The 20,102-nt window shown below is 63.1% G+C and carries 19 protein-coding genes and 1 pseudogene; 13 read left to right on the top strand and 7 right to left on the bottom strand.

What is annotated here, in order from left to right; all coding sequences use genetic code 11:
* The first annotated feature begins 94 nt into the window (after positions 1-94).
* The 3 genes from H6718_28760 (at position 95) to H6718_28750 (ending at position 3,255) form a co-directional block, all read left to right on the top strand.
* On the top strand, positions 95-1,906 hold the full coding sequence (locus H6718_28760; protein MCB9589439.1) for a serine/threonine protein kinase: 1,812 nt from the start codon (positions 95-97) through the stop codon (positions 1,904-1,906).
* A 149-nt stretch (positions 1,907-2,055) separates the two neighbouring features.
* Positions 2,056-2,499: an NADAR family protein gene (locus H6718_28755; GenBank protein ID MCB9589438.1), complete on the top strand. Its 444-nt coding sequence runs from the start codon at positions 2,056-2,058 to the stop codon at positions 2,497-2,499.
* A gap of 57 nt (positions 2,500-2,556) precedes the next feature.
* Entirely contained in the window at positions 2,557-3,255 is a 699-nt protein-coding gene (locus H6718_28750; protein ID MCB9589437.1) for a hypothetical protein, read from the top strand.
* On the opposite strand, the gene H6718_28745 is transcribed toward H6718_28750, so the two are convergent.
* Positions 3,244-5,259: a response regulator gene (locus tag H6718_28745; protein MCB9589436.1), complete on the bottom strand. Its 2,016-nt coding sequence runs from the start codon at positions 5,257-5,259 to the stop codon at positions 3,244-3,246. The two genes, H6718_28750 and H6718_28745, sit on opposite strands and share 12 nt — an antisense overlap.
* 132 nt (positions 5,260-5,391) lie before the next feature.
* Here H6718_28745 and H6718_28740 point away from each other — a divergent pair, with 132 nt between their 5' ends.
* The 5 genes and pseudogenes from H6718_28740 (at position 5,392) to H6718_28720 (ending at position 9,227) form a co-directional block, all read left to right on the top strand.
* On the top strand, positions 5,392-5,961 hold the full coding sequence (locus tag H6718_28740) for a hypothetical protein (protein MCB9589435.1): 570 nt from the start codon (positions 5,392-5,394) through the stop codon (positions 5,959-5,961).
* Between the two features lie 167 nt (positions 5,962-6,128).
* On the top strand, positions 6,129-6,785 hold the full coding sequence (locus H6718_28735) for a helix-turn-helix domain-containing protein (GenBank protein ID MCB9589434.1): 657 nt from the start codon (positions 6,129-6,131) through the stop codon (positions 6,783-6,785).
* Between the two features lie 86 nt (positions 6,786-6,871).
* A pseudogene (locus tag H6718_28730) lies at positions 6,872-7,491 on the top strand (glutamine cyclotransferase).
* Positions 7,492-7,572: 81 nt separating this feature from the next.
* Complete coding sequence (locus H6718_28725) at positions 7,573-8,574, top strand: RNA polymerase sigma factor (protein MCB9589433.1); 1,002 nt, start codon at positions 7,573-7,575, stop codon at positions 8,572-8,574.
* A complete protein-coding gene (locus H6718_28720; GenBank protein MCB9589432.1) occupies positions 8,574-9,227 on the top strand; it encodes a glutathione S-transferase family protein in 654 nt (217 codons plus the stop codon). The genes H6718_28725 and H6718_28720 overlap by 1 nt, the downstream gene beginning before the upstream one ends.
* On the opposite strand, the gene H6718_28715 is transcribed toward H6718_28720, so the two are convergent.
* A complete protein-coding gene (locus H6718_28715; GenBank protein ID MCB9589431.1) occupies positions 9,218-10,165 on the bottom strand; it encodes a roadblock/LC7 domain-containing protein in 948 nt (315 codons plus the stop codon). The two genes, H6718_28720 and H6718_28715, sit on opposite strands and share 10 nt — an antisense overlap.
* A gap of 672 nt (positions 10,166-10,837) precedes the next feature.
* Here H6718_28715 and H6718_28710 point away from each other — a divergent pair.
* The 3 genes from H6718_28710 (at position 10,838) to H6718_28700 (ending at position 13,813) form a co-directional block, all read left to right on the top strand.
* On the top strand, positions 10,838-11,116 hold the full coding sequence (locus tag H6718_28710; protein ID MCB9589430.1) for a MoaD/ThiS family protein: 279 nt from the start codon (positions 10,838-10,840) through the stop codon (positions 11,114-11,116).
* Positions 11,117-11,132: 16 nt separating this feature from the next.
* A complete protein-coding gene (locus H6718_28705; protein ID MCB9589429.1) occupies positions 11,133-12,299 on the top strand; it encodes a hypothetical protein in 1,167 nt (388 codons plus the stop codon).
* A 338-nt stretch (positions 12,300-12,637) separates the two neighbouring features.
* Positions 12,638-13,813, top strand: a complete 1,176-nt coding sequence (locus H6718_28700) for a GAF domain-containing protein (protein MCB9589428.1) — start codon at positions 12,638-12,640, stop codon at positions 13,811-13,813.
* A 9-nt stretch (positions 13,814-13,822) separates the two neighbouring features.
* On the opposite strand, the gene H6718_28695 is transcribed toward H6718_28700, so the two are convergent.
* A complete protein-coding gene (locus tag H6718_28695; protein ID MCB9589427.1) occupies positions 13,823-14,275 on the bottom strand; it encodes a DUF1232 domain-containing protein in 453 nt (150 codons plus the stop codon).
* A 446-nt stretch (positions 14,276-14,721) separates the two neighbouring features.
* On the opposite strand from H6718_28695, the gene H6718_28690 reads away from it, so the two are divergent.
* Both H6718_28690 and H6718_28685 read left to right on the top strand, forming a co-directional pair.
* The gene (locus H6718_28690) at positions 14,722-15,552 is read left to right on the top strand and encodes a metallophosphoesterase (GenBank protein ID MCB9589426.1); all 831 of its coding nucleotides are present in this window, start codon (positions 14,722-14,724) and stop codon (positions 15,550-15,552) included.
* On the top strand, positions 15,549-16,319 hold the full coding sequence (locus H6718_28685; protein ID MCB9589425.1) for a hypothetical protein: 771 nt from the start codon (positions 15,549-15,551) through the stop codon (positions 16,317-16,319). Before H6718_28690 ends, H6718_28685 begins: the two co-directional genes overlap by 4 nt.
* Before the next feature lie 25 nt (positions 16,320-16,344).
* Here the strand turns inward: H6718_28685 and H6718_28680 are convergent, their stop codons facing one another.
* From H6718_28680 to H6718_28665, 4 genes are all read right to left on the bottom strand, one after another.
* On the bottom strand, positions 16,345-16,869 hold the full coding sequence (locus H6718_28680; protein MCB9589424.1) for a hypothetical protein: 525 nt from the start codon (positions 16,867-16,869) through the stop codon (positions 16,345-16,347).
* Positions 16,870-17,067: 198 nt separating this feature from the next.
* A complete protein-coding gene (locus H6718_28675; protein ID MCB9589423.1) occupies positions 17,068-17,778 on the bottom strand; it encodes a hypothetical protein in 711 nt (236 codons plus the stop codon).
* A 66-nt stretch (positions 17,779-17,844) separates the two neighbouring features.
* A complete protein-coding gene (locus H6718_28670) occupies positions 17,845-18,396 on the bottom strand; it encodes a YceI family protein (protein ID MCB9589422.1) in 552 nt (183 codons plus the stop codon).
* Positions 18,397-18,512: 116 nt separating this feature from the next.
* Positions 18,513-20,072: a DUF885 domain-containing protein gene (locus tag H6718_28665; protein MCB9589421.1), complete on the bottom strand. Its 1,560-nt coding sequence runs from the start codon at positions 20,070-20,072 to the stop codon at positions 18,513-18,515.
* Positions 20,073-20,102 lie beyond the last annotated feature (30 nt).

Raw genomic sequence — 20,102 nt, 5'->3', positions numbered from 1 at the left:
TCGACGCGCTGCCGGGAGCCCAATTGACCGAACCGTAGGGCAATGCTAGCTGGTTTGGACCGCGGTCTCCGCGAGGTGATGAAAGAAGCGGATGATGCTCGGGCTAGCAGCGGGCCAGGTCTTCGCAGAAGACTTCCAGATCATTCGGCCTCTCGGCGAAGGCGGAATGGGTTCGGTGTACCTCGCGCTGCAGCGCAGCACAGGGCGCAAGCGCGCTCTGAAGATATTGCAGCCTCACCTAGTCGCTGACCCGCGGATCCGTGAGCGCTTCAGTCTGGAAGCGCGTGCCGCCTCGAACCTCCAAACGGATCACGTCGTCGAAGTCGCCGCCGCCGGCATCGATGCCCAGCGGGGCATGCCGTGGCTCGCGATGGAGTACCTCGAAGGGGAGACGCTGCGCGCTCGCGTGAAGAACTTCGGTCGTCTGCCTCCCGCTGAAGTCGCCGAGATCTTACGCCAGCTCTCCCACGGCCTCACTACAGCGCACTCTGCCGGGCTGATCCACCGGGATCTGAAGCCGGCCAATGTCTTCATCGCGGATCCGCGCCGCGAAGGCATTCCCTTCACGGTCAAGCTGCTCGACTTCGGGATCGTGCAGCTCGGAGCAAGCGCTCAGGCGCCGTACAGCGGTCCGCTCCACGCCGGTCAGTCCGCGCCCATCGGCTCTCCAGGATGGATGGCGCCGGAACAATTCAGCGCCCACTCCGCGAGCCCGGCGTGCGACATCTGGGCGTTTGGGTTGCTCGCCTATTACTGCTTGGTAGGGCAGTCGTTCTGGGCCGCGACGGAGGTCCAAGCGCTGATCGACGAAGTCGTCTACGCGGCTCATCCTCGCGCCTCGGACCGCGCCTGGCAATTGGGCCTTACATTACCCCACGGATTCGATGAGTGGTTCGCGCACTGCATCGCTCGTGACCCAAGCCAGCGCTTCCCTAGCGTGCAGCAGGCGCTCCAGGCAGTGCTCCCGCTCCTCGCCAGCACCAGCGCGATCCCCGCGGGGGCACCGCCGGTTCCCTCGGGCGCGGCGTATGTCACGCTGACCGCGAACAGCGACCCGAGAGCGTACGGCCCAACAGCTCAGCAATCGACCCTTGCGGCGCAGGCTCCGAACTACACGCCGCCTCCGGCGCATGCACCCACGCCGCCCAACGGCTCCACTCCGTCGGCGGCACCGTCTTACGTGACGCTGCCCGCGACGGACTCCCCCAACACCTTTTCTCCCCTCGCGAATCCTCCAGGAAACACCCTCTCCCCCAAACCCGAAAAATCCAGCGGCTCTTGGTTGCTCGTGGGTGGTTTGGGAGCTGGCGCGCTACTGCTCCTCGGCGCCTTGGGCGTTGGCGGGCTCTGGTTGTGGGCTCCGTGGGAAGAACGTCAAGCCACTTCCGTCGTCAGCACCGCAAGCGCTGTGCCTCAAGCGACGGATGTCGAACCCACCGCCGCACCCAGCGAATCGTCCGCGGTCGCTCCAACCAGCACGCCACGCGCAGCGTTGCCGAAGAGCAACAAGCCAGCCACGGCAGGCACCGCCACAGCGACCTCGAGCGCAGCAGCCAGCTCGAGCGCCGCACCAGCCCCCACAGCGAGCGAGCCAGCAGGCGCCCCAACTCCAACCGCAGCAGCCGGCTTCCGTGCGTTGATGGCCACCTGCTGGCGAAACAATGAAGGCGAGAACTCGCCTCAGGCGGTCAGCGTTTCCGCGCTCGTACGGGTCAACGGCATGGGCACCGTGCAAAACGTGATCATCAGCGGGGCCGATGCCTACCTGAACTTCAAGCGCTGCGTGGTGCGCAACGGCACAACCTACCGGGGCTTCAAGCCACCCACATTCAGCGAAGCGACGATCAGCACGACGCTGCCAGCGGCCAAGCCAACAGCGCCTGCGCCCTCTACATCTGGCGGCTGACTTCATGGCTCAGCGACGGTTCAGCGCCACGAGTCACGTCACGCTGCCGTGAATTTGGGGGTGAGGCGCAGCTCCAGGTGCCGCCAGGCACCCGTGGTCGCGCCGCGTAGACTCGCCCACCGGGCAGTGCTGTACTGCAGTCAGTCCCCGTGCCCAAGATCATCCATTTCTACAGTGTCGGCGACGACTACGGCGAGTTCTCAAACTTCGCGCGCTATCCAATTAGCATCGGCAAGCAACGTTGGCCGACCACCGAGCACTACTTCCAAGCTCAGAAGTTCGTGGATACGAAAGCTCGCGAAGAGATCCGCAAGGCAAAGACTCCGGACATCGCAGCGCGCCTCGGGCGCGACAGAAAGAAGAAGCTTCGCCCCGACTGGGACAGCGCGCGTATCGGTGTGATGCGCGTCGCCTTGAAGGCCAAGTTCGAGCAGCACCCTGAACTAGCGGAGCTGTTATTGAGCACCGGTGAAGCGAAGCTCGTCGAGCACACGGAGAACGATGACTACTGGGGAGACGGCGGTGACGGCAGCGGAGCAAACTGGCTTGGCCGTCTCCTGATGGAACTCCGCACGGATCTGAATCGGCGCTAGCGGCTCGACAGCCTGCTCGGCGACGCTAGACTCCGCGGCGAGTGGGAGGTGTGGCAGATGTTGAACGCGCAGGAGATCGAGCTCGCCGTCGAGCTTCAGGGCAAGAGCTATGCGCTCTTGAAGTGGGTGGCCAGCGCGTTCGACAAGGGGTTCGTCACCCCGGAGGCTGCGCACCAGTTCGCCAGCATGCAGGACGCCGCATACGGCTGGATCGTGGAACACTATCAGAACCTCCCGCCTCACACCCGGCCAGGGCGTGAACACCTGGCGGCCTTCAGCAACCTGTTTTCGACCTATCTGGAGAGCAGCTTCGACCTCACCCCCAACCCCGGCCAGCGCTTGTATTCGCCTGACGCCCACTGCTTTTGCCCGATATGCAGCTGGCTAGTGGACGTGCCCTATCTCAAGACAAAGAAGCTCGGGCCGGCGGACAAGGCGCGTGCCGAACGCTTGAAGTTGGGTTTCCTCAAGGATCTAGCTCACGCTCACCAGCTGAATATCGAGGAAGCAAGTCTCGAGGGCTGGCTCAAGGATCCTGACCTCCGCGAAGCAATCGGGCTCTGTGCGTATGCGGTCGACCTCAGCCGGCGCATGCAAGGGATCTTGGAAGGCCCCGCGTCTCTCGCGCTCTGGCGAAGCTTTGCTTGGACACCTCAGGGTTCTCCCAAGAAAGGCTATCAGCTGAGTGCGAGGCGCGTTTTGGAGTCAGAGCATTCGTTGCTCGATCGCATGCGCGCCAGCGAGCTAGGCGTCTAGCACTTCACGCACTTTGCTCATCAAGCTGTCTGGGGTGATCGGCTTGAGCAGAAAATTCACCCCGGCGCGCTCCACCCCATGACGCAGGATGGCGTCCGTGGTGTAGCCGGACATGTAGAGCACCCGGAGGTTCGGACGGTCGGTATTGAGTTTCTCGACCAGCTCCCGCCCGCTCATGCGGGGCATTACGACATCCGTGAGGATCAGGTGGATGGGGCCAGAGTGCTGCTCGGCGATCAGCATGGCATCCGGTCCCGAGTGTGCCGCGAGCACGTGATAACCCTCGCGCTGAAGGATGGTCTGGCAGACGCTGCGCACAGCATCTTCATCCTCGACCAGTAGAATCGTCTCCGTTCCGCCTCGCGGTTTCCGCGAAGGAGCCGCCCTGTGCTCCTGGGCCTCCCCGCTCACCATTGGGAAGTAGAGTCGAAAGGTAGTGCCTTTGCCCAGCGAACTCAGTATCTCGATGTCTCCACCGCTCTGACGGACGATGCCAAAGACGATCGCCAGGCCCAACCCCGTGCCTTTGCCCGTCGCCTTCGTCGTGAAGAACGGCTCGAATACCCGCGCACGCGTCGCTTCGTCCATGCCGTCGCCCGTGTCCGATACCGAGAGCATCACGTATTCGCCAGGTGGTACGCCAAGCAGCGACGGCTCCTTTAGATCGACGTTGGCAGTCTCCAGCGTTAGGCGCCCCCCTCTCGGCATGGCGTCTCGGGCGTTCACCGCGAGGTTCATCACGACTTGTTCGATTTGAGCGGGATCGATGCTGGTCACGCCCAAGTCGGGGGCGGTAATGACGCTCAACTCGACGTCTTCACCCACCATCCGCTTCAGCATCCGCGCGGTATTCTCGACCACGCGATTCAGATCCGTCGTCACCGGGTTCAGCATCTGGCGGCGCGAGAACGCGAGGAGCTGCTTAGTCAGATCTTGAGCTCGCCTCCCTGCAGCGCGGATCTCTTCGATGTCTGCCGCCATCACTTCGCCAGGCGGTAGCTCGGATAGCAGCAGCTCGCTGTAGCTCAAGATTACGGACAAGATGTTGTTGAAGTCGTGGGCTATGCCACCAGCAAGCACGCCGATGGCGTCCATTTTCTGCGCCTCGAACACCTGCTGCTCCAAGCGCCGACGCTCAGTCAGGTCCCGAGTGATCTTCGCGAAACCTACGAGCTGCCCCGAAGCCCTTCGCTGCTCGGTGAGCACCACGTTGGCCCAGAAGCGGGAGCCGTCCTTGCGCACGCGCCAGCCTTCGTCCTCGGCTCTGCCTAACAAGCGCGCTCGTTCCACGAGCTCTAGTGGACGCCCCGCTGCGACGTCTTCAGGTGGGTAGAACCGACTCGAATCACCGCCCAGCACGTCCGCCTGGGAATAGCCAGTGAGACGCGCCGCGCCAGCATTCCACATGGATATCCGCCCGTCGACGTCCAACGCGTAGATGGCGTAGTCTTGAGCAGCGTCGATCAAGTCACCGAAGATGCGCTCGGTGACGCTCGCCTCCTCCCTCAGCTCGCGCGACTGCTTGCGCAACTCCAGCTGTGCCTCCACCTGCCGTGCGAGGGTCTCGAGCGCGCGCACCTGGAACTCGTTGAGCTCGCGGGGGACGCGATCGATCACGCACAGGGTGCCAAGCTTGGATCCCTGCGGCACCTGAATGGGCGCACCCGAGTAGAAGCGAATGCACGGATCGGAGGTGACCAGAGGGTTAGTCGCGAAACGTGGATCGTTCGAGGCATCCGGTACGGTGAAGGTCCCCTCCCCCTCGATGGCATGCGCACAGAATGCGAGGCTGCGCGGCGTTTCCTTCACCTCCAAGCCAACCGCCGACTTGAACCACTGGCGTTCGGCGTCGACCAGCGAAAGTAGAGCGATCGGCGTTTCACAGATCTCGGAGGCAAGCTGGACCAAGTCGTCGAACGTGCTCTCCGGCGGTGTGTCCAAGATCTTCAACGCGTGCAGCGCACGCAGCCGCTCCGCCTCCGTCTCCCCCACCAATTTCCCCACACACCTTGAAGAGCACATTCCACGGGACGGGACAACGTCGCCACACTACGCCCCGTTCCTTCTTTCCCACACGACGCTCCGTAACGTTAGATTTGTCGGGGGAATTTGTAGTTTTAAGCTTAGCCTCCGTTCGTGGATTCCCTACTGAACGCTGCCGCACGGGCTCTAGCCGCAGGGGACCCTTTGAGCGCACTCAAGCGGGTTTCGCTGCGTGAGGATGCTCCAGCAGTCGCGCTGCGAGGCATCGCGATGGCGCAGCTCGGCGATCACGCCAAGGCACGCGAACTCCTGCGCCTGGCGCGGCGCCGATTCGGAACACGTGCTCCGGTTGCCCAGGCCAGGTGTCAACTGGCCGTAGCTGAAGTGTGCCTCGCGGCTCGGGAGCTGCAGTCGTTTCCTCAGGGTTTCGAGACTTCGCTACGGGCTCTCGAGGCGCGCGGCGATACGCGCAACGCGCTTCACGGAAAGCTCTTGCTAGTTCGTAGGGCGACCCTACTCGGTCGCATTGATGCGGCTCACGCGCAGCTCGCCGTGCTGACCCTCGATGGTGCCCCGGACGCGCTCTGCGCAATCGCCGAGCTCTGCCGCGCCGAACTCGAACAGCGGCGGCTCCACGCCCGAGAGGCCAACATCGCCCTCGAGCAGGCCTGGCGCTTCGCGAACCTCGCTCGCATACCCGCGCTACGCCTAGCAGGATGCTGAAAAACTCCGTTTTTCAGCATCCTGCGTGCTTATCCGCGCGGATCTTTGAACCACGCTCTCGCAAAACCCCATAGAAGTGAGGGTTTTGCGAGAGCGAGATCTGGCCGAGTTGTGCGCGGGCACGGTTGTTGTTGTTTGACAGGGCGTTTTTCAACACCCTGCTAGAGGTGGAGACCGCGCGACAGCTCGCGGCGCGGCCAGCAGCTCGCCTAGTGAGAGGCGGCCAGGAGACACTCCTTCCGCTGGCGGAGGTCGAGGCGCTCTTCGCAGGACCCTCGTTGATTGTAGATGGGTGCCGCCGCGCGCTTCGTAGCGGCACCCACAACGTCAAGCTCGCCAAGCGTCCTGTGCTCTTCGCGCTGCTCGAGAGCTTAGCTCGGCACCCAGCAGGCGCGGAGCGTGAGGTGCTGATCCACGCAGCCTTTGGCGCCAAGCGCGTCAACGACACGCACCGCGCACGTTTGCGCGTGGAAATAGGCCGTCTACGCAAGCTCTTGCGCCCGGTGTGCGACCTCGAGGCGACCCAAGTCGGGTTCAGGCTCCTGCCTCGCGCGGGAGAGGACATCGCGGTGCTCCTGCCTCCCTTGCCCGGAGGCGCTGGCGCGCTTCAAGCGCTGCTCGCCGACGGCCAGCCCTGGTCAACCTCGGCGCTGGGGTTGGCGCTGGGAGAGAGTCAGCGCAACGTGCAGCGCGCCCTCGCTGACCTCGAAGCGAACGAGCAAGTGCGCTCGGTCGGGCGAGGTCGCGCTCAGCGCTGGGTATCTGCGCCGCTGAGCGGATTCACGACGACCTTGTTACTCCCACTCAACGTCGCGGACGGCTAGAACCGGGTGACTCGAGCGAGGAGGAGACGATGCAAACGCACACAGGAGCCGCAACGGCGATGCAGCAGGAAAGCCAAGAGGCAGAAATCGTAGGCGAGCTGGAAGGCACGCCGAATTTTCCACGTGTCAATGGTGTCATGTTCGATGGCGAGCTGGTGTGGGCAGCGACGGGCTCGACGCTGTTCGGCATGGATCCAAAGAGCGGGCAGACCAAGCGCACGCTAGACGCAGCTTGTGACGCGGGGACAGCCTTCGACGGAAAATACATCTACCAGCTGGCCGAAGATCGCATCGACAAGATCGAGGCGCAGACGGGCAAGCTGGTGGTGAGTCTTCCCGCCCCGGCTCCGGTACAGACTCGGGCATGGCATGGGCAGAGGGCTCGCTTTGGATCGGTGGCTACAACGAGCGCAAGATCCAACAGGTGGATCCAGAAACCGGCGAGGTGCTGCGTACCATCGAGTCGGACCGCTTCGTCACTGGGGTGTCTTGGGTAGATGGCGAACTCTGGCACGCCACGTGGGAAGACGAACAAAGCGAGATCCGCAACATCGATCCGACGTCAGGGCACGTGAAGCGATCGCTCAAAATGCCGCACGGAACCATCGTGTCGGGACTGGACGCGGATGAAGACAACTTCTATTGCGGCGGAGGGACCAGCGGCAAGGTGCGGGTGGTGGCTCGCCCGGCTCGCGAAGACGGCTAGCGTTCTCGCGGCCAGGAGGTCATGGGGACGAAATTCGCCTCCCGACGTATCCTTTCGGGGCGCCCACTCGTTGTTCCCCCGATGACTGATGCAAACCGAGAGCTAGAGAGTCTGTCGAAGGACGCGCGGCGAGCCTGGCACGGGTTCTTGACCGTGTATGAGCCGCTGCGCCCAGAACTCTATCGCTACTGTCGCTATCTCACGCGGAGCCCCTGGGACGCCGAGGACCTTGCGCAGGATGTACTGGCTCGAGCCTTTACGACCCTGAGTCGCATGCCGCACGCGCCTCCCAACCCGCGCGCTTGGCTGTTCCGAGTGGCGTCCAACTTGTGGATCGACCGCGTTCGCCGAGAACGGAGCGCCCTCACCCCCGAGACCAACAACCAGAGCGCCCCGGATCCCCAAGCCACACGCGAAGCCGCCGCGACTTTGGTGAGCCAGCTCGGGCCCCAAGAACGCGCGGCGGTGGTGCTCAAGGACGTCTTCGACCTGAGCTTGGAGGAAGTCGCAGAAGCGCTGGGCACCAGCGTGGGCGCGGTGAAAGCCGCACTCCACCGCGGACGCAACAAGCTCGCCGAGCCCGAACCGGAGGTTACCCGAAGGGCCGTGCCCGAAGTCATCACTGCCTTCTGCGACGCGTTCAATCGCCACGATATCCCGGGGCTCACCGCCCTGTTGCTCGACCACGCTGCGATCGAAGTGATGAGCGCCAGCATTGAAGGCCCGAGCGACGGCAACATCCTCCAGGGGATGCTGTTTGGCAGCAAGATCTTGGCGCGCGCCGATGAGCTGGGTGGTATCGAAGCACGCTACATGGCGGGCGTAGAGCCGGTCCCCGCGCGGCTGGAGCTTTTCCTTTGCCGCGGGGAACCGCTTCTGCTGTCCTGGTACGCGCACGCTGACGGTGAGGCCGTTCGCGCTGTCACCCGGCTCGAACTCAGCGACGGGCGCATCAGCGGAGTGAAGAACTACTTCTTCACTCCGGACATGATTGAAGACGTGTGCCGAGAACTCGACCTCCCATTCCGCAGCAATGGCTACCGCTGGTGGCTGCCGGGCTGTGCGGTGAAGGAGCTCGCGTGATGGCCTACACCCTCTACTACCACCCGCTCTCATCTTACTGCTGGAAGGCGCTCATCGCGCTGTACGAAGCGGACATCCCCCACGAAAAACGCTTCGTTGACCTGGTGGATCCAACGCAGCGCAGCGCGCTCCTGCGCCTCAACCCCCTCGGGAAGTTCCCCGTACTCACTGACAGCGCGTTGGACGAGCCCGTCACCGAGTCGAGTATCTTGATCGAATACCTGGCGAGACGTGAACCAAGTGCAGCGAGCCTCTTGCCCGAGGCGCCACTCGCCGCACTCCCGGTGCGAGCGCGAGACCGCTTCTTCGATCTCTACGTGATGGAACCCATGGGCAGGATCGTGGGCGACAAGCTACGGCCAGAGGGTGAACGAGACCCACGCGGAGTGGCCGAAGCCAAAGCGCGGCTCGAGACAGCTTACGGAATGCTCGAATCTTTCCTCAAGGAAACCAATTGGGCCGCAGGCGCGGAGTTCAGCTTGGCTGATTGCTCTGCGGCGCCGTCGCTGTACTACGCCCACAGGCTGCACCCCATTTCACCGCAGCTCGAGCGCGCCCAGTATTACCTCGGTCGCCTGGAGCGGCGCCCGTCGTTCGCCCGCGTCCTGGAGGAAGCCGCTCCCTACCTGGCGATGTGGCCCGGTCAGCAGTAGCTCACGTCGAGAGCACCCAGCCCGACCAGGGCGGCGTCCACTTCGCGATCGACTTCGGCCAGAGCAAGGCGCGAGAGCATCAGGTTGGAGGCGGGGCGCCTCGTGATCAGACAAATGAACACGTCGGGGCGCCCACGAAGCGGTCGCAAGAGGTGATACTCATCGGAGCGCGTGACGATCAGGTCCTCGGGTTCGCCGAGGCCAAGCGCCTCAGTTGCACGGCGCTCGACCTGCAGCAGCTCGCCATAGATGGCCCCTAGCTGCTCGAGACTTCTCGGATCCGCTCCGTAAACGCCCAGGGCACGACCACTGGCGGAGTCCACCAACGCCGATCCCCAAAACCCGTCGAGTGCTTCGAGCGGGGCCAACAGGCGCCGGACCTCGGTTGGTGTGGGTTCCACCGGGCCTGGTGTAGGTCCGACCTCCGTCGGGGGGGGAGGACGTCGCGAAGCTGATGCGACGACGTCGTCCGCAATCACCCCCAAATGGATGAGGGTGTGGAGCGCCCGCAGCGTGTCGAACTGGGCAAGGGGCGAGGTCAGCAGCAGTTCGCCGAATGAAGACACACCGTCCACGAGGGACAGCACCCGCCGCTCGTGCTCCTCCAGCGGAACACCACGACGCACCACACACGGAACCACATCGAGGTCCTCGAGGCGGGTGGCGTACTTCGCGCTCAAGTGGTCGCGCAGCAGCCGAATGCTCCTGCCAAGTGCTTCATCCCCCGGAAAAGCGTCGCGCACTGAACACAGCAGGTCATACGCGGCTTCGAACCGCCCCTTGGAGAGCAGCTGGAGGAGACGTCGATACTTGGCAGCGTAGTCGGGCGCGCCCGTCTGGGGGCGGTCCAGCGTAATGATCTGGCTGACCTGCTCTTCGTCGTCGAAATCGACGCGAGCAGTTGGATCGGCAACGGGTACGAGGGAAAGGGCAGTCATCGCGGTGGGCGTGGCGCTCAGGCTGGGGTGCGCCGAGTTTCGGTGAGAGCCAAGCGCCCCGCAAAGGGTTCAAGGAATCACTCAGCGGTCGGCGCGCGGCTCGCTCGAGAGAAGGGCGTCTCGAGTCACCAAGAACAGTGGCAGCTTCGGCTAAGCATTATGAGCCAAAACTTCCACACGTCGATGTAGGTACTTCGGAATTTTCAGACCGAGTTCCGCCAACGGTACAAACCCCGCGACCTACGGCGAGGTTTCTGCTCGCACTGGCTCAATCGCTTTTCCTCACGGCAAGTCGTGCCCCACTACGACGCGCGTCTGGCTGGGCGCTGATCTCAAGTTGCGACGCTGACTCAAATTTGGAATCCGCTCACTCAGAGGCGCGCACTCAGAGGCTCTCGGCTCACACTCGGAGCTGCAGCAGTGTTTCCCTGAGGATGGCCCTTGACATGGCCTAGAGGCCGTCGAACATACCCGGGCTTTCGCCGCGCGGCCGATGCCCATGCCCCCCATGCAGCGCGAGCGTCAGCACTCACTGGGGCCACACCGCCCAAGAACGAACGAGTCACCTCGCCGGTTCCAACTTGGCGACAACCCTCGACCAGAACGCCCCACGCTAGGCTGAGTTGACCGCAACGCTGGACGCGGGGGGGCACGCCGAGGATCCTACGCGCCATGGCGAGGGTGGAGCTGACGCGGCACTTGTACGAGTATTTTCCAAAGCTCTCGGAGATCGACCTCGAAGTGGATGCTCCGGATGTGGCTGGCGTCATTGCCGAACTCGAGCGGCGCATGCCCGGCTTCGCCTTCTACGTCTGCGACGAAGCAGGCCGGCTCCGCCAACATGTGAACATCTTCGTTGGGGACGACATGATCGCCGATCGGCGTTCCCTCACGGATACAGTACAGGCCACCACTCGCGTGCTGATCATGCAAGCGCTGAGCGGCGGCTGAAGGAGAAAAGACAGTCATGCCCCGCATCCTCGTAGGCACCCGCAAAGGGACCTTCGCCGTAGAAAAGACCAACGGCAATTTCCAGCCCAAGCTGCTCGGACACTCCGGCGTCGGCGTGAACTTCGTCATCCGTGATCCGAACACGGGCAACCTGTGGGCAGCTCTCGGCCACGGCCACTGGGGTGCCAAGCTGTCGACGTCGCTGGATGACGGAGCAACCTGGGAAGACGCTCCGCAGATCAAGTACCCGAAAGGCGCCCGCTACCTAGCGCCGCCAGATCCGACGGAAACCGAAGATCCCGAAGCGGCGCCTCAGCGTTTCACCGCGCGCACGGCGACCCTGCTCAAGCTGTGGGCCATTTCCTTCGGGAAAGATGGCGCGATCTACGTCGGCACCATCCCCGGCGGGCTCTTCACCTCCAAAGACGGCGGGCAGACCTTCGAGCTGAACTTGGGCCTTTGGAACCACGAGTCTCGCGGAGGCGATCTCTTCTCAGGAGAGGGCAACGGCATGACCCATTGGTTCGGCACCCCGGCCTCGGACGGGGAGTTCGCGCCCGGGATCCACTCCATCGTGACTCACCCGACGGACCCGAACCGCTTGATGGTGGCTATCTCAACGGCTGGTGTGCTGGAAACCACCGATGGCGGGCAGAGCTGGCGCAGCCGAAACAAGGGTCTGTTGATGGACTACCTCCCCGACCCGGGCGCCGAGTGGGGCCACGACCCGCACTATGTGGAGCTCTGCGAGAGCCAACCCGAGCACGTGTGGATGCAGAATCACTGCGGCGTGTTCTACAGCTCTGATGGTGCCGAAACCTGGAAAAAGGTCAGCGCACCAGACCAAGGGGTGCACTTCGGCTTTCCCGTCGCGGTCGACGAGCATGATGGGAAAACAGCTTGGCTCGTCCCCGGCAAGAGCGACCAACACCGCACGACCGTCGCTGGAAGCCTGTTCGTCGCGCGTACCAGCGACGGCGGTGAGACATGGCAAGAGCTTCGCAAGGGGCTTCCCCAGGAGCACGCCTACGACGTCGTCTATCGCCACGCCCTGAGCAGTCAAGGCGACCACGTGGCGTTCGGCAGCACGACGGGGAACCTGTACGTCAGCGAAGACCGTGGGGAAACGTGGCAGTGCGCAGCGAACAATCTTCCCCCGGTCTACTCCGTGCGCTGGGGCTAGTCGCCGCCAGCACCGGGGCGGCCGCCCTGTTCTCCGGAGCCGCGCGCTGGAAAGGCGCGACGCTGAGCATTTAGGGCATGCGGAATCTGGACCGCTAGCAGGGCACGTGCCGACATCCGTGTCGGTTTTCGAACTGTTCGATTCTCTTGGATTCCTGTTTGTTGTGAGTTCGTGCGGTGCCGCCACGCGTGGCAGAACGACCCACCAACTAAAACCGTGGGGAAATTATGGCTGGCGCCTGAGGTTGACCCCGGCGTGCCACCACAGAAAGGTTAAGAGGTCGCGCTGCAGTGGCGCGAGCCCATCGGGGGCTCGGCGAGTGGAGGTACGAGATGGTCATGTCACGGATGGAGGGCCGGATCAGTGCGCTGCCGGCGGAGCTCAGCGCAGACCGTCTGCTTCAGTCGAGCTTGGACCTCGCGACCAAACTGGCTGGTGCCGAGGTCGGTGCCTGCTTTCATCAAGTGGGGCGCCACGCGGGATTGCAGATGGTCGGGCTGAGCGGAGTCGACCACGCCCCAATCACATCCTTTCCGCGTGGCATCATGCAGCTCGTCGAGGACGCAATATCCGGTCGCGCGAGCGTTTGCGTTGCGGATATCTCGGCAACCCAAGTCGCTGACCCGGACGCGCACTCCTCCGACCTACCATTCTTGAGTTGTCTGGTCGTTCCCATCGCCTCAGGGGGAGAGGTGGTAGGAGCGTTGCTCTTTGGGCATCAGCAGAAAGACGCTTTCAATGACGAGCACTCAAACATCGCGCGCGAGTTCGCGCCACATCTGGCGGTGACGCTTCAGCACGCGGTGTTGGTCACTCAGTCTCACGAAACCATTCGCCAGCTCGGCGCATCGAACCGCGAGCTCGACGAGTTCGCATACGTGGTCAGCCACGATCTGAAGGCGCCGCTACGAGGCATCGGACGCATCGCCGAGTGGCTACAGGAGGACCTCGCCAGCGAATCGAGCCCAGCAATCCTCGAGCAGCTCGGGCTGATGCAGGAACGCGTGCAGCGCCTCGAGAGCCTAATCGACGGCGTGCTCAGCTACAGTCGCGTCGGTCGCCTCCGCGATCCCCTGCAAGACGTCGGAGTGCGCTCCCTCGTCGACGAAGTCCTCGACCTGCTTGCGCCTCCCACGCGACCACAGATCGAAGTCTGCCCGCGCTTGCGAATCGTGACGGAGCGAACCCCGTTCGAACAAGTGCTGCTGAATCTGATCAGCAACGCCATTCGACACGCCGCGCCGGAGCAGCCGCAAGTGGTGATCGGCAGCGAGCAGCGCGGAGACGAAATGGAGTACTACGTGTACAACAACGGACCGGGTATTTCAGTACGCGCGCAGGAGGGGATCTGGCAGCTCTTCCAAACGGAGCGAGACTCGGAGTCCGGGACGGGCATCGGTCTCGCCGTCGTGCGCAAGCTCACTCAGCGTCAAGGCGGCCGGGCCTGGGTGGACTCCGATGGCTCCCGCGGAGCCACCTTTCGCTTCACCTGGCCGTGCGCCCGCGCGAGCTAGCGGTCCCGCCTACTTCTCGAAGTAGTCTTCGATCTTATAGCCCTTACTCAGTGCGTACTTCTTCAGCGACTCGCGAGCCACACGAGTAGCGATGGCGACGACGAGAATGTCATCCATTGCCCCGACGATCGGGATGCTGTCCGGGACGACGTCCGCGGGGCTGACGGAGTACAGCACGGCTCCAGTCAGCAACGCCACGACGGGCCAGGGGACATCGCGGTAATTCCCCGTGGCAAAATCGTCGATCAGCTCGAGCACGAGTTGGGTCTGGTTCGCGACGATGTGCATCCGCTTGGGGATGCGGTCCAGCGAGCGGATGGCCTTGCTGCTGAGGTGTTTCAGACGATCGATGTAGGTCTTGCCGAGCTTCTTGGTGTAGCGCTCGAAAGCCGAGTGAGGTGGCATCGAACTCGTCAGCTCGGGCTGCTCGTCGACGGGTGCTTCAGCTGACTCGGACTGCATCCTACGGTTTTCTACGGACTCGCGTATGGATGCAACCAACGTTTGATGCGGCATGATTCCTCCTCGGTGATTCCGAGACTGCTTCGGGCTTTGACAAGCTTCAGGTAGCGATCGTCGCAATCCCGCAGCAATATCCATGCCGGGCTTTCGATCGTCCTTGTCCCTAGACGTTCGGTTGCTTCCGCGCAGTCATTTTCTCTGTGGAATAGCCAGTTGGGCGGGCTGTGGGTCGAATTAGCCTGAAACCGTCGGAAACGGTGCTGCGCACTTGCATGGGCTTTTGAGGGCTTCGCCGGGGGTGAGGGGCCGTGTCTTTGCGCCTCGCGGCAACGGCATGGGGGCGAAATGTCGCGACCGTCGCCTGGAGAAACCAAGTCGATTTCACCGCTCCGTCGCGAAAACTCGGCTAGCCGCGGGTGGCACGAGATCTGCTGACTTGGGACGCAATGCGAATCCCTCATTGCGTGGCGCTGCTCCCCGCCTTGCTATCGACAGCTTGCCTGACGGCGACTCCGTTCGACGACGATCTAGACGTCCGGGGCGACGTCAACGCTCGAGCCATCGAACGTATCCAGGGGGCGCCGCCCACCCCCGACTTCAAGTTCGTCGCCATTGGCGATACCCATGACGCATACGACGAAACCGAAGCTGCCGTCCGCGCGATCAATCGCCGCGACGACATCCGCTTCGTACTCCACGCTGGCGACTTGACCGACTTGTCTCTCAACGTCGAGTTCGAGCGTATCCACCGGATCCTGAGCGACCTCGATGTGCCGTATGTCGCGGTCATCGGCAACCACGACGCGATCGCCACGGGTCCCGAGCTATACGACACTCTGTACGGTGAACGGGACTTCTCGTTTCGATTCGGCAAGCTCAAGTTCATCGTCTTCAACTCCAACGCGCTTGAATTCCCCGGGGAAGCACCGAACGAAGAATGGCTCCGCGCGGAGCACGCCGACATCCAGCCAGGGGAGCGGGCGATTTGGCTAACGCACCAGGATGTCACCGCACCTGATGGCGAGAACGAGGAACAAGCCAAGGCCTTCTACGGGGAACTCTTGAGAGACAACCCGGTACCGCTGGTCGTGCACGGGCACCTCGAGGAGTACGAGCTCCAGCGCTACCAGACCTCAACGGTGCTGCAGTGTGGAACCTTCCAGAAAGTCTTCACTTACACCGTCGTGAGCGTCTTCAACTACGGCGAGCGCATCGAGTTCGAGAAATGTGTCGAGGACGACTGCGTCCCCGTGACGCCGGAGGAAACCGTACTATGACCGAGTTCAGCCGCATGACCGAGTTCAGCCGCATGACCAAAGTCAGCCGCATGAGGTCAGTTAGCCGTATGAAGGCGCAGCTCGAGCTTCGTTTATTGCCTTACGGAATTGCGTCACTCATCGGTCTCATGGCAGCGACCGCTGGCGCACAACCGCTCACGGGGCACGCCGACACGGGTGCGACCACGAGCAGAGATGCCGGACAGACGTATGTCCTCCCCCCCGAACCCGAAGAGGAGCAGCCGAGAGACCGGGATCGCCTGGGTTGGTACGTCCCCGACTTCGCGAAGGTTCAGACAGGCGGACTACGCGGAAGATTCAGCGCGGGCCTTGGCTACGCCGCGTTCGACGACATCCTCAACGTGGGGATGCTGTATGGCTACTCACCCAACGAAGTTGGGGATGATGGTGTTCACACATTGTCGCTGGAGATCGCCGCGCGGCCGTTCGAAATCCGCGCGGATAGTGTTCGGATCGTCCCGTTGGAGGTTGGAGTGGGGGTGCTATACGCCATCGGGAACGAGTTCGAGGTGAGCTACCCGGAGCGTTACTCGAGCGGCTACTACCCGCCTACGGCAATTCACGGGCTCGCGTACCTTGGGCTCGAGGTTGACTGGGTGCCGCGCGGGGGCTTCTTCGAGCGAATCGGGCTCTACTATCAAGCGTCGACCATCGACACGTACCTAGAAGATCTGCTCAGGAACTCAGAGACCGCGTCCATCACGGAGACGTTCGCCAGCACCATCGGCTACCGCGCCGCGTTCTAACGCGCGACGCGGTTCCGAGCACCGGCTAGTGGCAGTTGGCCGCGATCCCCTTGAAGAGCGGGATGGTGTCGCAGTCCGAGAGGGAGAAGGTAGCTCCCGACTTGTCCCCTTCACTGCAGGTGCAGCTGCCGCCGTTGCAAGACGCACTTGCGGTACCGTCTGGAAAATACAGGGAGCCCTCGCAAGAGCTACCGAGGCCACCGCTATACGAGTAGCCCGGCGCGCACTTGCGATAGTCTGAGTCGATTGAAGAACACGCATCGACGCCGCTGAACGTCTCGAATCCGGTGCACTCCCACTGGGCCTCGGCCATGCACTTGAGCACCGCATCGTACTCAGCGGTACAACCAAAGACTTCTGCGATGGCGTTGTCCTTGCCGACGTCCGCGACGCATTCCGTGTCTTCACCGCAGTCAGCGGTTTGTTTGTCACAGGCAGCCCGGACGAGGGGGTCGACCGAGGATCCGCCACCACCGCTGTCGTCGGAGCTGCAGCCTGAGGCGAGGCCAAGGAATGTGAGTGCTAGAGAAAAGGCGAAAAGATTCTTCATGCTCGCTCGCGTAGCAGCATCCGTACCATCCGCGCGACGGCAAGAAGTCCCGCGAAAACGCCAGTGCCCTGTCCCGAACCGCGAGGGTGTTACGCTGCGCGAAGCGTAACCGCGCGGAACAAACATTGCGACTGGTACGACAACCGCTCGCGTTCGTGAAGAGCAGGGGAAGCTGCGAACTTCAAGAGCGTAAGTGTTCTATGGCAGCTCACCGCGCGCCACGTCGAACATGGGGATCGCTCCTTCGATCAGGCACTGGGCCTGAGGCGGGCACACGTAGGTACGAGGTTGGCCCCACAGCCGCACCTCCTTTCCCACGACGTCCGCCCCCTTGAACGGCCAGCTGAGGTCTTCTCGGCTCACCATGTGCTTCCCCACGGTAAAGAGCCCCTTGGAGCGCCCCACAACGCCTTCGATCATCACGGCGGGCGCGACGAGCTCTACAGAGCGGACTCCATCCGCGGACCACCAGTCGCCGCTACGCATCTGCAGTTGAGGCTCCGCAGGATCTTGAGGCGCCGAGTGGTGCGAGCGTATGACTGCGACCACGCGCAGCTTCGAGCCCAGTAGCTCGTCGTTCTTCTGGTCGCGTAGGCTATCGGGCAGCGCGCCGCGAAGCTCACTGAACTCGAAGATCACTCCGCGAATGTCGAAGCCCTCCTTCGCGCCGAGCACCATGCCCTGGAAGGAGACGAGCCCCTCGCTCAGGGGCTCGTCCTTCGCGATCTCTCGAGGAGTTCCATCAGGCAGCGGGGGCGCGCTGGCCGTGGTCGGCGCGACGCTACCCGTGGCAACCGGATCGCTCACAGCGACTTCGTGAGTCTCCGGTTGACCGGGTTGAGCCTTTGGGGTGCACGCAACCAAAACGAACGCGACGGCGGCACCCAGCTCCCAGACCTTCTTCGTCATGGCTGAAGGATACGCCGTCGCGTGCGTCAGCTGAAGTCGCGGCGACCCTGTCGACTCATGCGGGTTTCACTGGGCCGCTTCCGTCGCGGCCGCAGCGACGGCCTGCACCTCGAGCTCAATCTCGATTTTTTCGCCGACGAGCACCCCGCCCGCTTCGAGCACTTGATTCCAGCCAAGGCCAAAGTCACGACGATCGATGGAAGTGGACGCCGCGAAGGCGACTCGCTGGTTGCCCCAAGGGTCCTTGGCTTGCCCACCGTACTCCACGTCGAGAGTGACCGGCTTGGTGACTCCGTGGATGGTTAGTTCCCCGTGGAGACGAAACTTGTTCTTGCCGGCGTCCTCGATTTGAGTGCTCTTGAAGCGCAGCTCTGGGAACTGCTCCACGTCAAAGAAGTCAGCGGAACGCAGGTGGTTGTCCCGATCCGCGACTCCGGTGTCGATGCTCGCGGCCTCGATGGTCGCTTCGACCTCGCTCTTGGAGAGGTCCGCCGTATCCAGGCGGAGCGCACCTTGCCAGCTAGCGAAGCGGCCGCGCACTTTGGCGAAGACCATGTGGCGAACTGCAAAAGAGACCGAAGAGTGGCTGGTGTCGATGTTCCAAGTAGCGAGAGTCATGATGCTTTTCCTTTCCCGTTCGAAATCTGGGTGAAGCATATGACTGTTCCGTCATCATGATTAGACGGCGGATTCTGGAGACACTGTCTCACTCACGGAACAATGCTTGTTCGCCTTCAGAGCGCGTTCAACGCGATCAACGCGTGGGGATCCACGGGACCGAAGCCGAGAAAGCGGTCGTGAAATGCCGCGAGGTCCGTCGTCTGATCGCGTAGGCGCTCGATGGCTCTTCGACCGAGGTGGTAGGTCGAAGCCTGGAGGGGGATCTGCGCGTAGCGCCGAGCCTCGAGCCACGCGTGACGCTCGGTCAAGCAGGCTGCTGCCATCATGAACTGCTGAACGGCGTCTTGAGTCATCTCACCGGCAGCGAGGGACAGATCCGCGATCACGCGCGCCGCACGCACCGCATGCGCCATCAAGACGAACAGCTCCTCGCGCTTGCTGAAGAAGCCCGCCTGACGCATCAGCTCCTCGGCGTACACCGCCCAGCCTTCGATGTTCAACATCGGTGCCCAGTAGCCACGAGGGATCGCCACCTGGTCATGTACCGCAAGGAAACGTACCGGTGCCGTAGTAGTAGCGAAGCGGCGCTGCCAAACGAAGCTCTGCAAGTGATGTCCAGGGATGCCTTCGTGAACGGTGAGATCCGCCGCCCACGCCAAGGGGTGAGCGTCGCGGTCCAACGTCACCAAGAAGTGTCCGAGCTTGCTCGGAGCCAAGAGCGGCGCAGGCCAGTTCGCAGCGCCCCCCGTTGCCGCGAAGCTGGGCGGCAACACGTCGACGCTCATGGCGTAGTCTTCTGGTAGTGCAAACAGCTCCTGCTCCCGCACCAGGGTTTCCGCGCGCCGAACGTAGGCGCGGTACACCTGGAGGATGTCGCCCTCGACCTTCGCCTGCTGCAGCTCGAGCGCGAGCTCAGCAACGTCCCCCATGTCGCGAACGCCGCGCTGTGGCGCGACCTCACGCGCGCACTCAATCATTTCTTCATGGATCGATTTGAGGTCTTCCCGCGCCGAACTCACGAGCTCTGAAGGCGCGGCATCGATCCCAAACATATGTTCGAGCCGCGACACGAGTTCGGCTTCCCCGATGGACTGCGCGTCCGTGGTGGGTACGCTCGCCATCCAGCTGAGGTGCCGTTCGTAGGCGCTGGCGGCTGCCGCCAGCCCGAGTTCCTTCAGAGTCGCGATCGCCGCAGGCACCTGGGTCGTGACGAAGAAGTCCCGCAGCGTGCTGTCGGGCGCGCGCCCTTGCTGCGAAATCCCGCGCTCCACATTGGCTTGATGCTGCTCGAGGAAAGCCGCGACGCGCTCAGCGCGAAGCTTCAGCTGTGCACGCTCTTCGTTTGTTTCCGCGTGAATACGTTGGACCTCAAGCATGGTGTAGGGGTAGAGCGACCAGTCCAGCGCGAGGTACATCCAGTCCGTCGCGTGCACCTGAAAGTCCACGAGGCGCTGCAAGCACAAGCGATCCAGACGCTCGTCGAGGGTTAGCTCAGCATCTTCGAGCTGCTCGAGCTTGCGCTGAGTGTCGGCCCAGAACTCAGCCTCTGAACGCAACGCTTCCGGGGAGTGATCTCGCAGCCGGTCTGCTCCCTGAGCCAACCCCAAGCTGGTTGCCTCCTCCGGATGGAGCTCGACGTAGCGATCGAAGAACGTGCGCTTGAATTCCTGCATGCAAGGCTCCCGGCTTTGGAGTGTGAGGAT

This window comes from Polyangiaceae bacterium (assembly GCA_020633205.1).
Lineage (GTDB): Bacteria > Myxococcota_A > Polyangia > Polyangiales > Polyangiaceae > JAHBVY01.
Note: the sequence above shows the minus strand (reverse complement) of the source record. Positions and strands in the feature narration are given on the sequence as shown.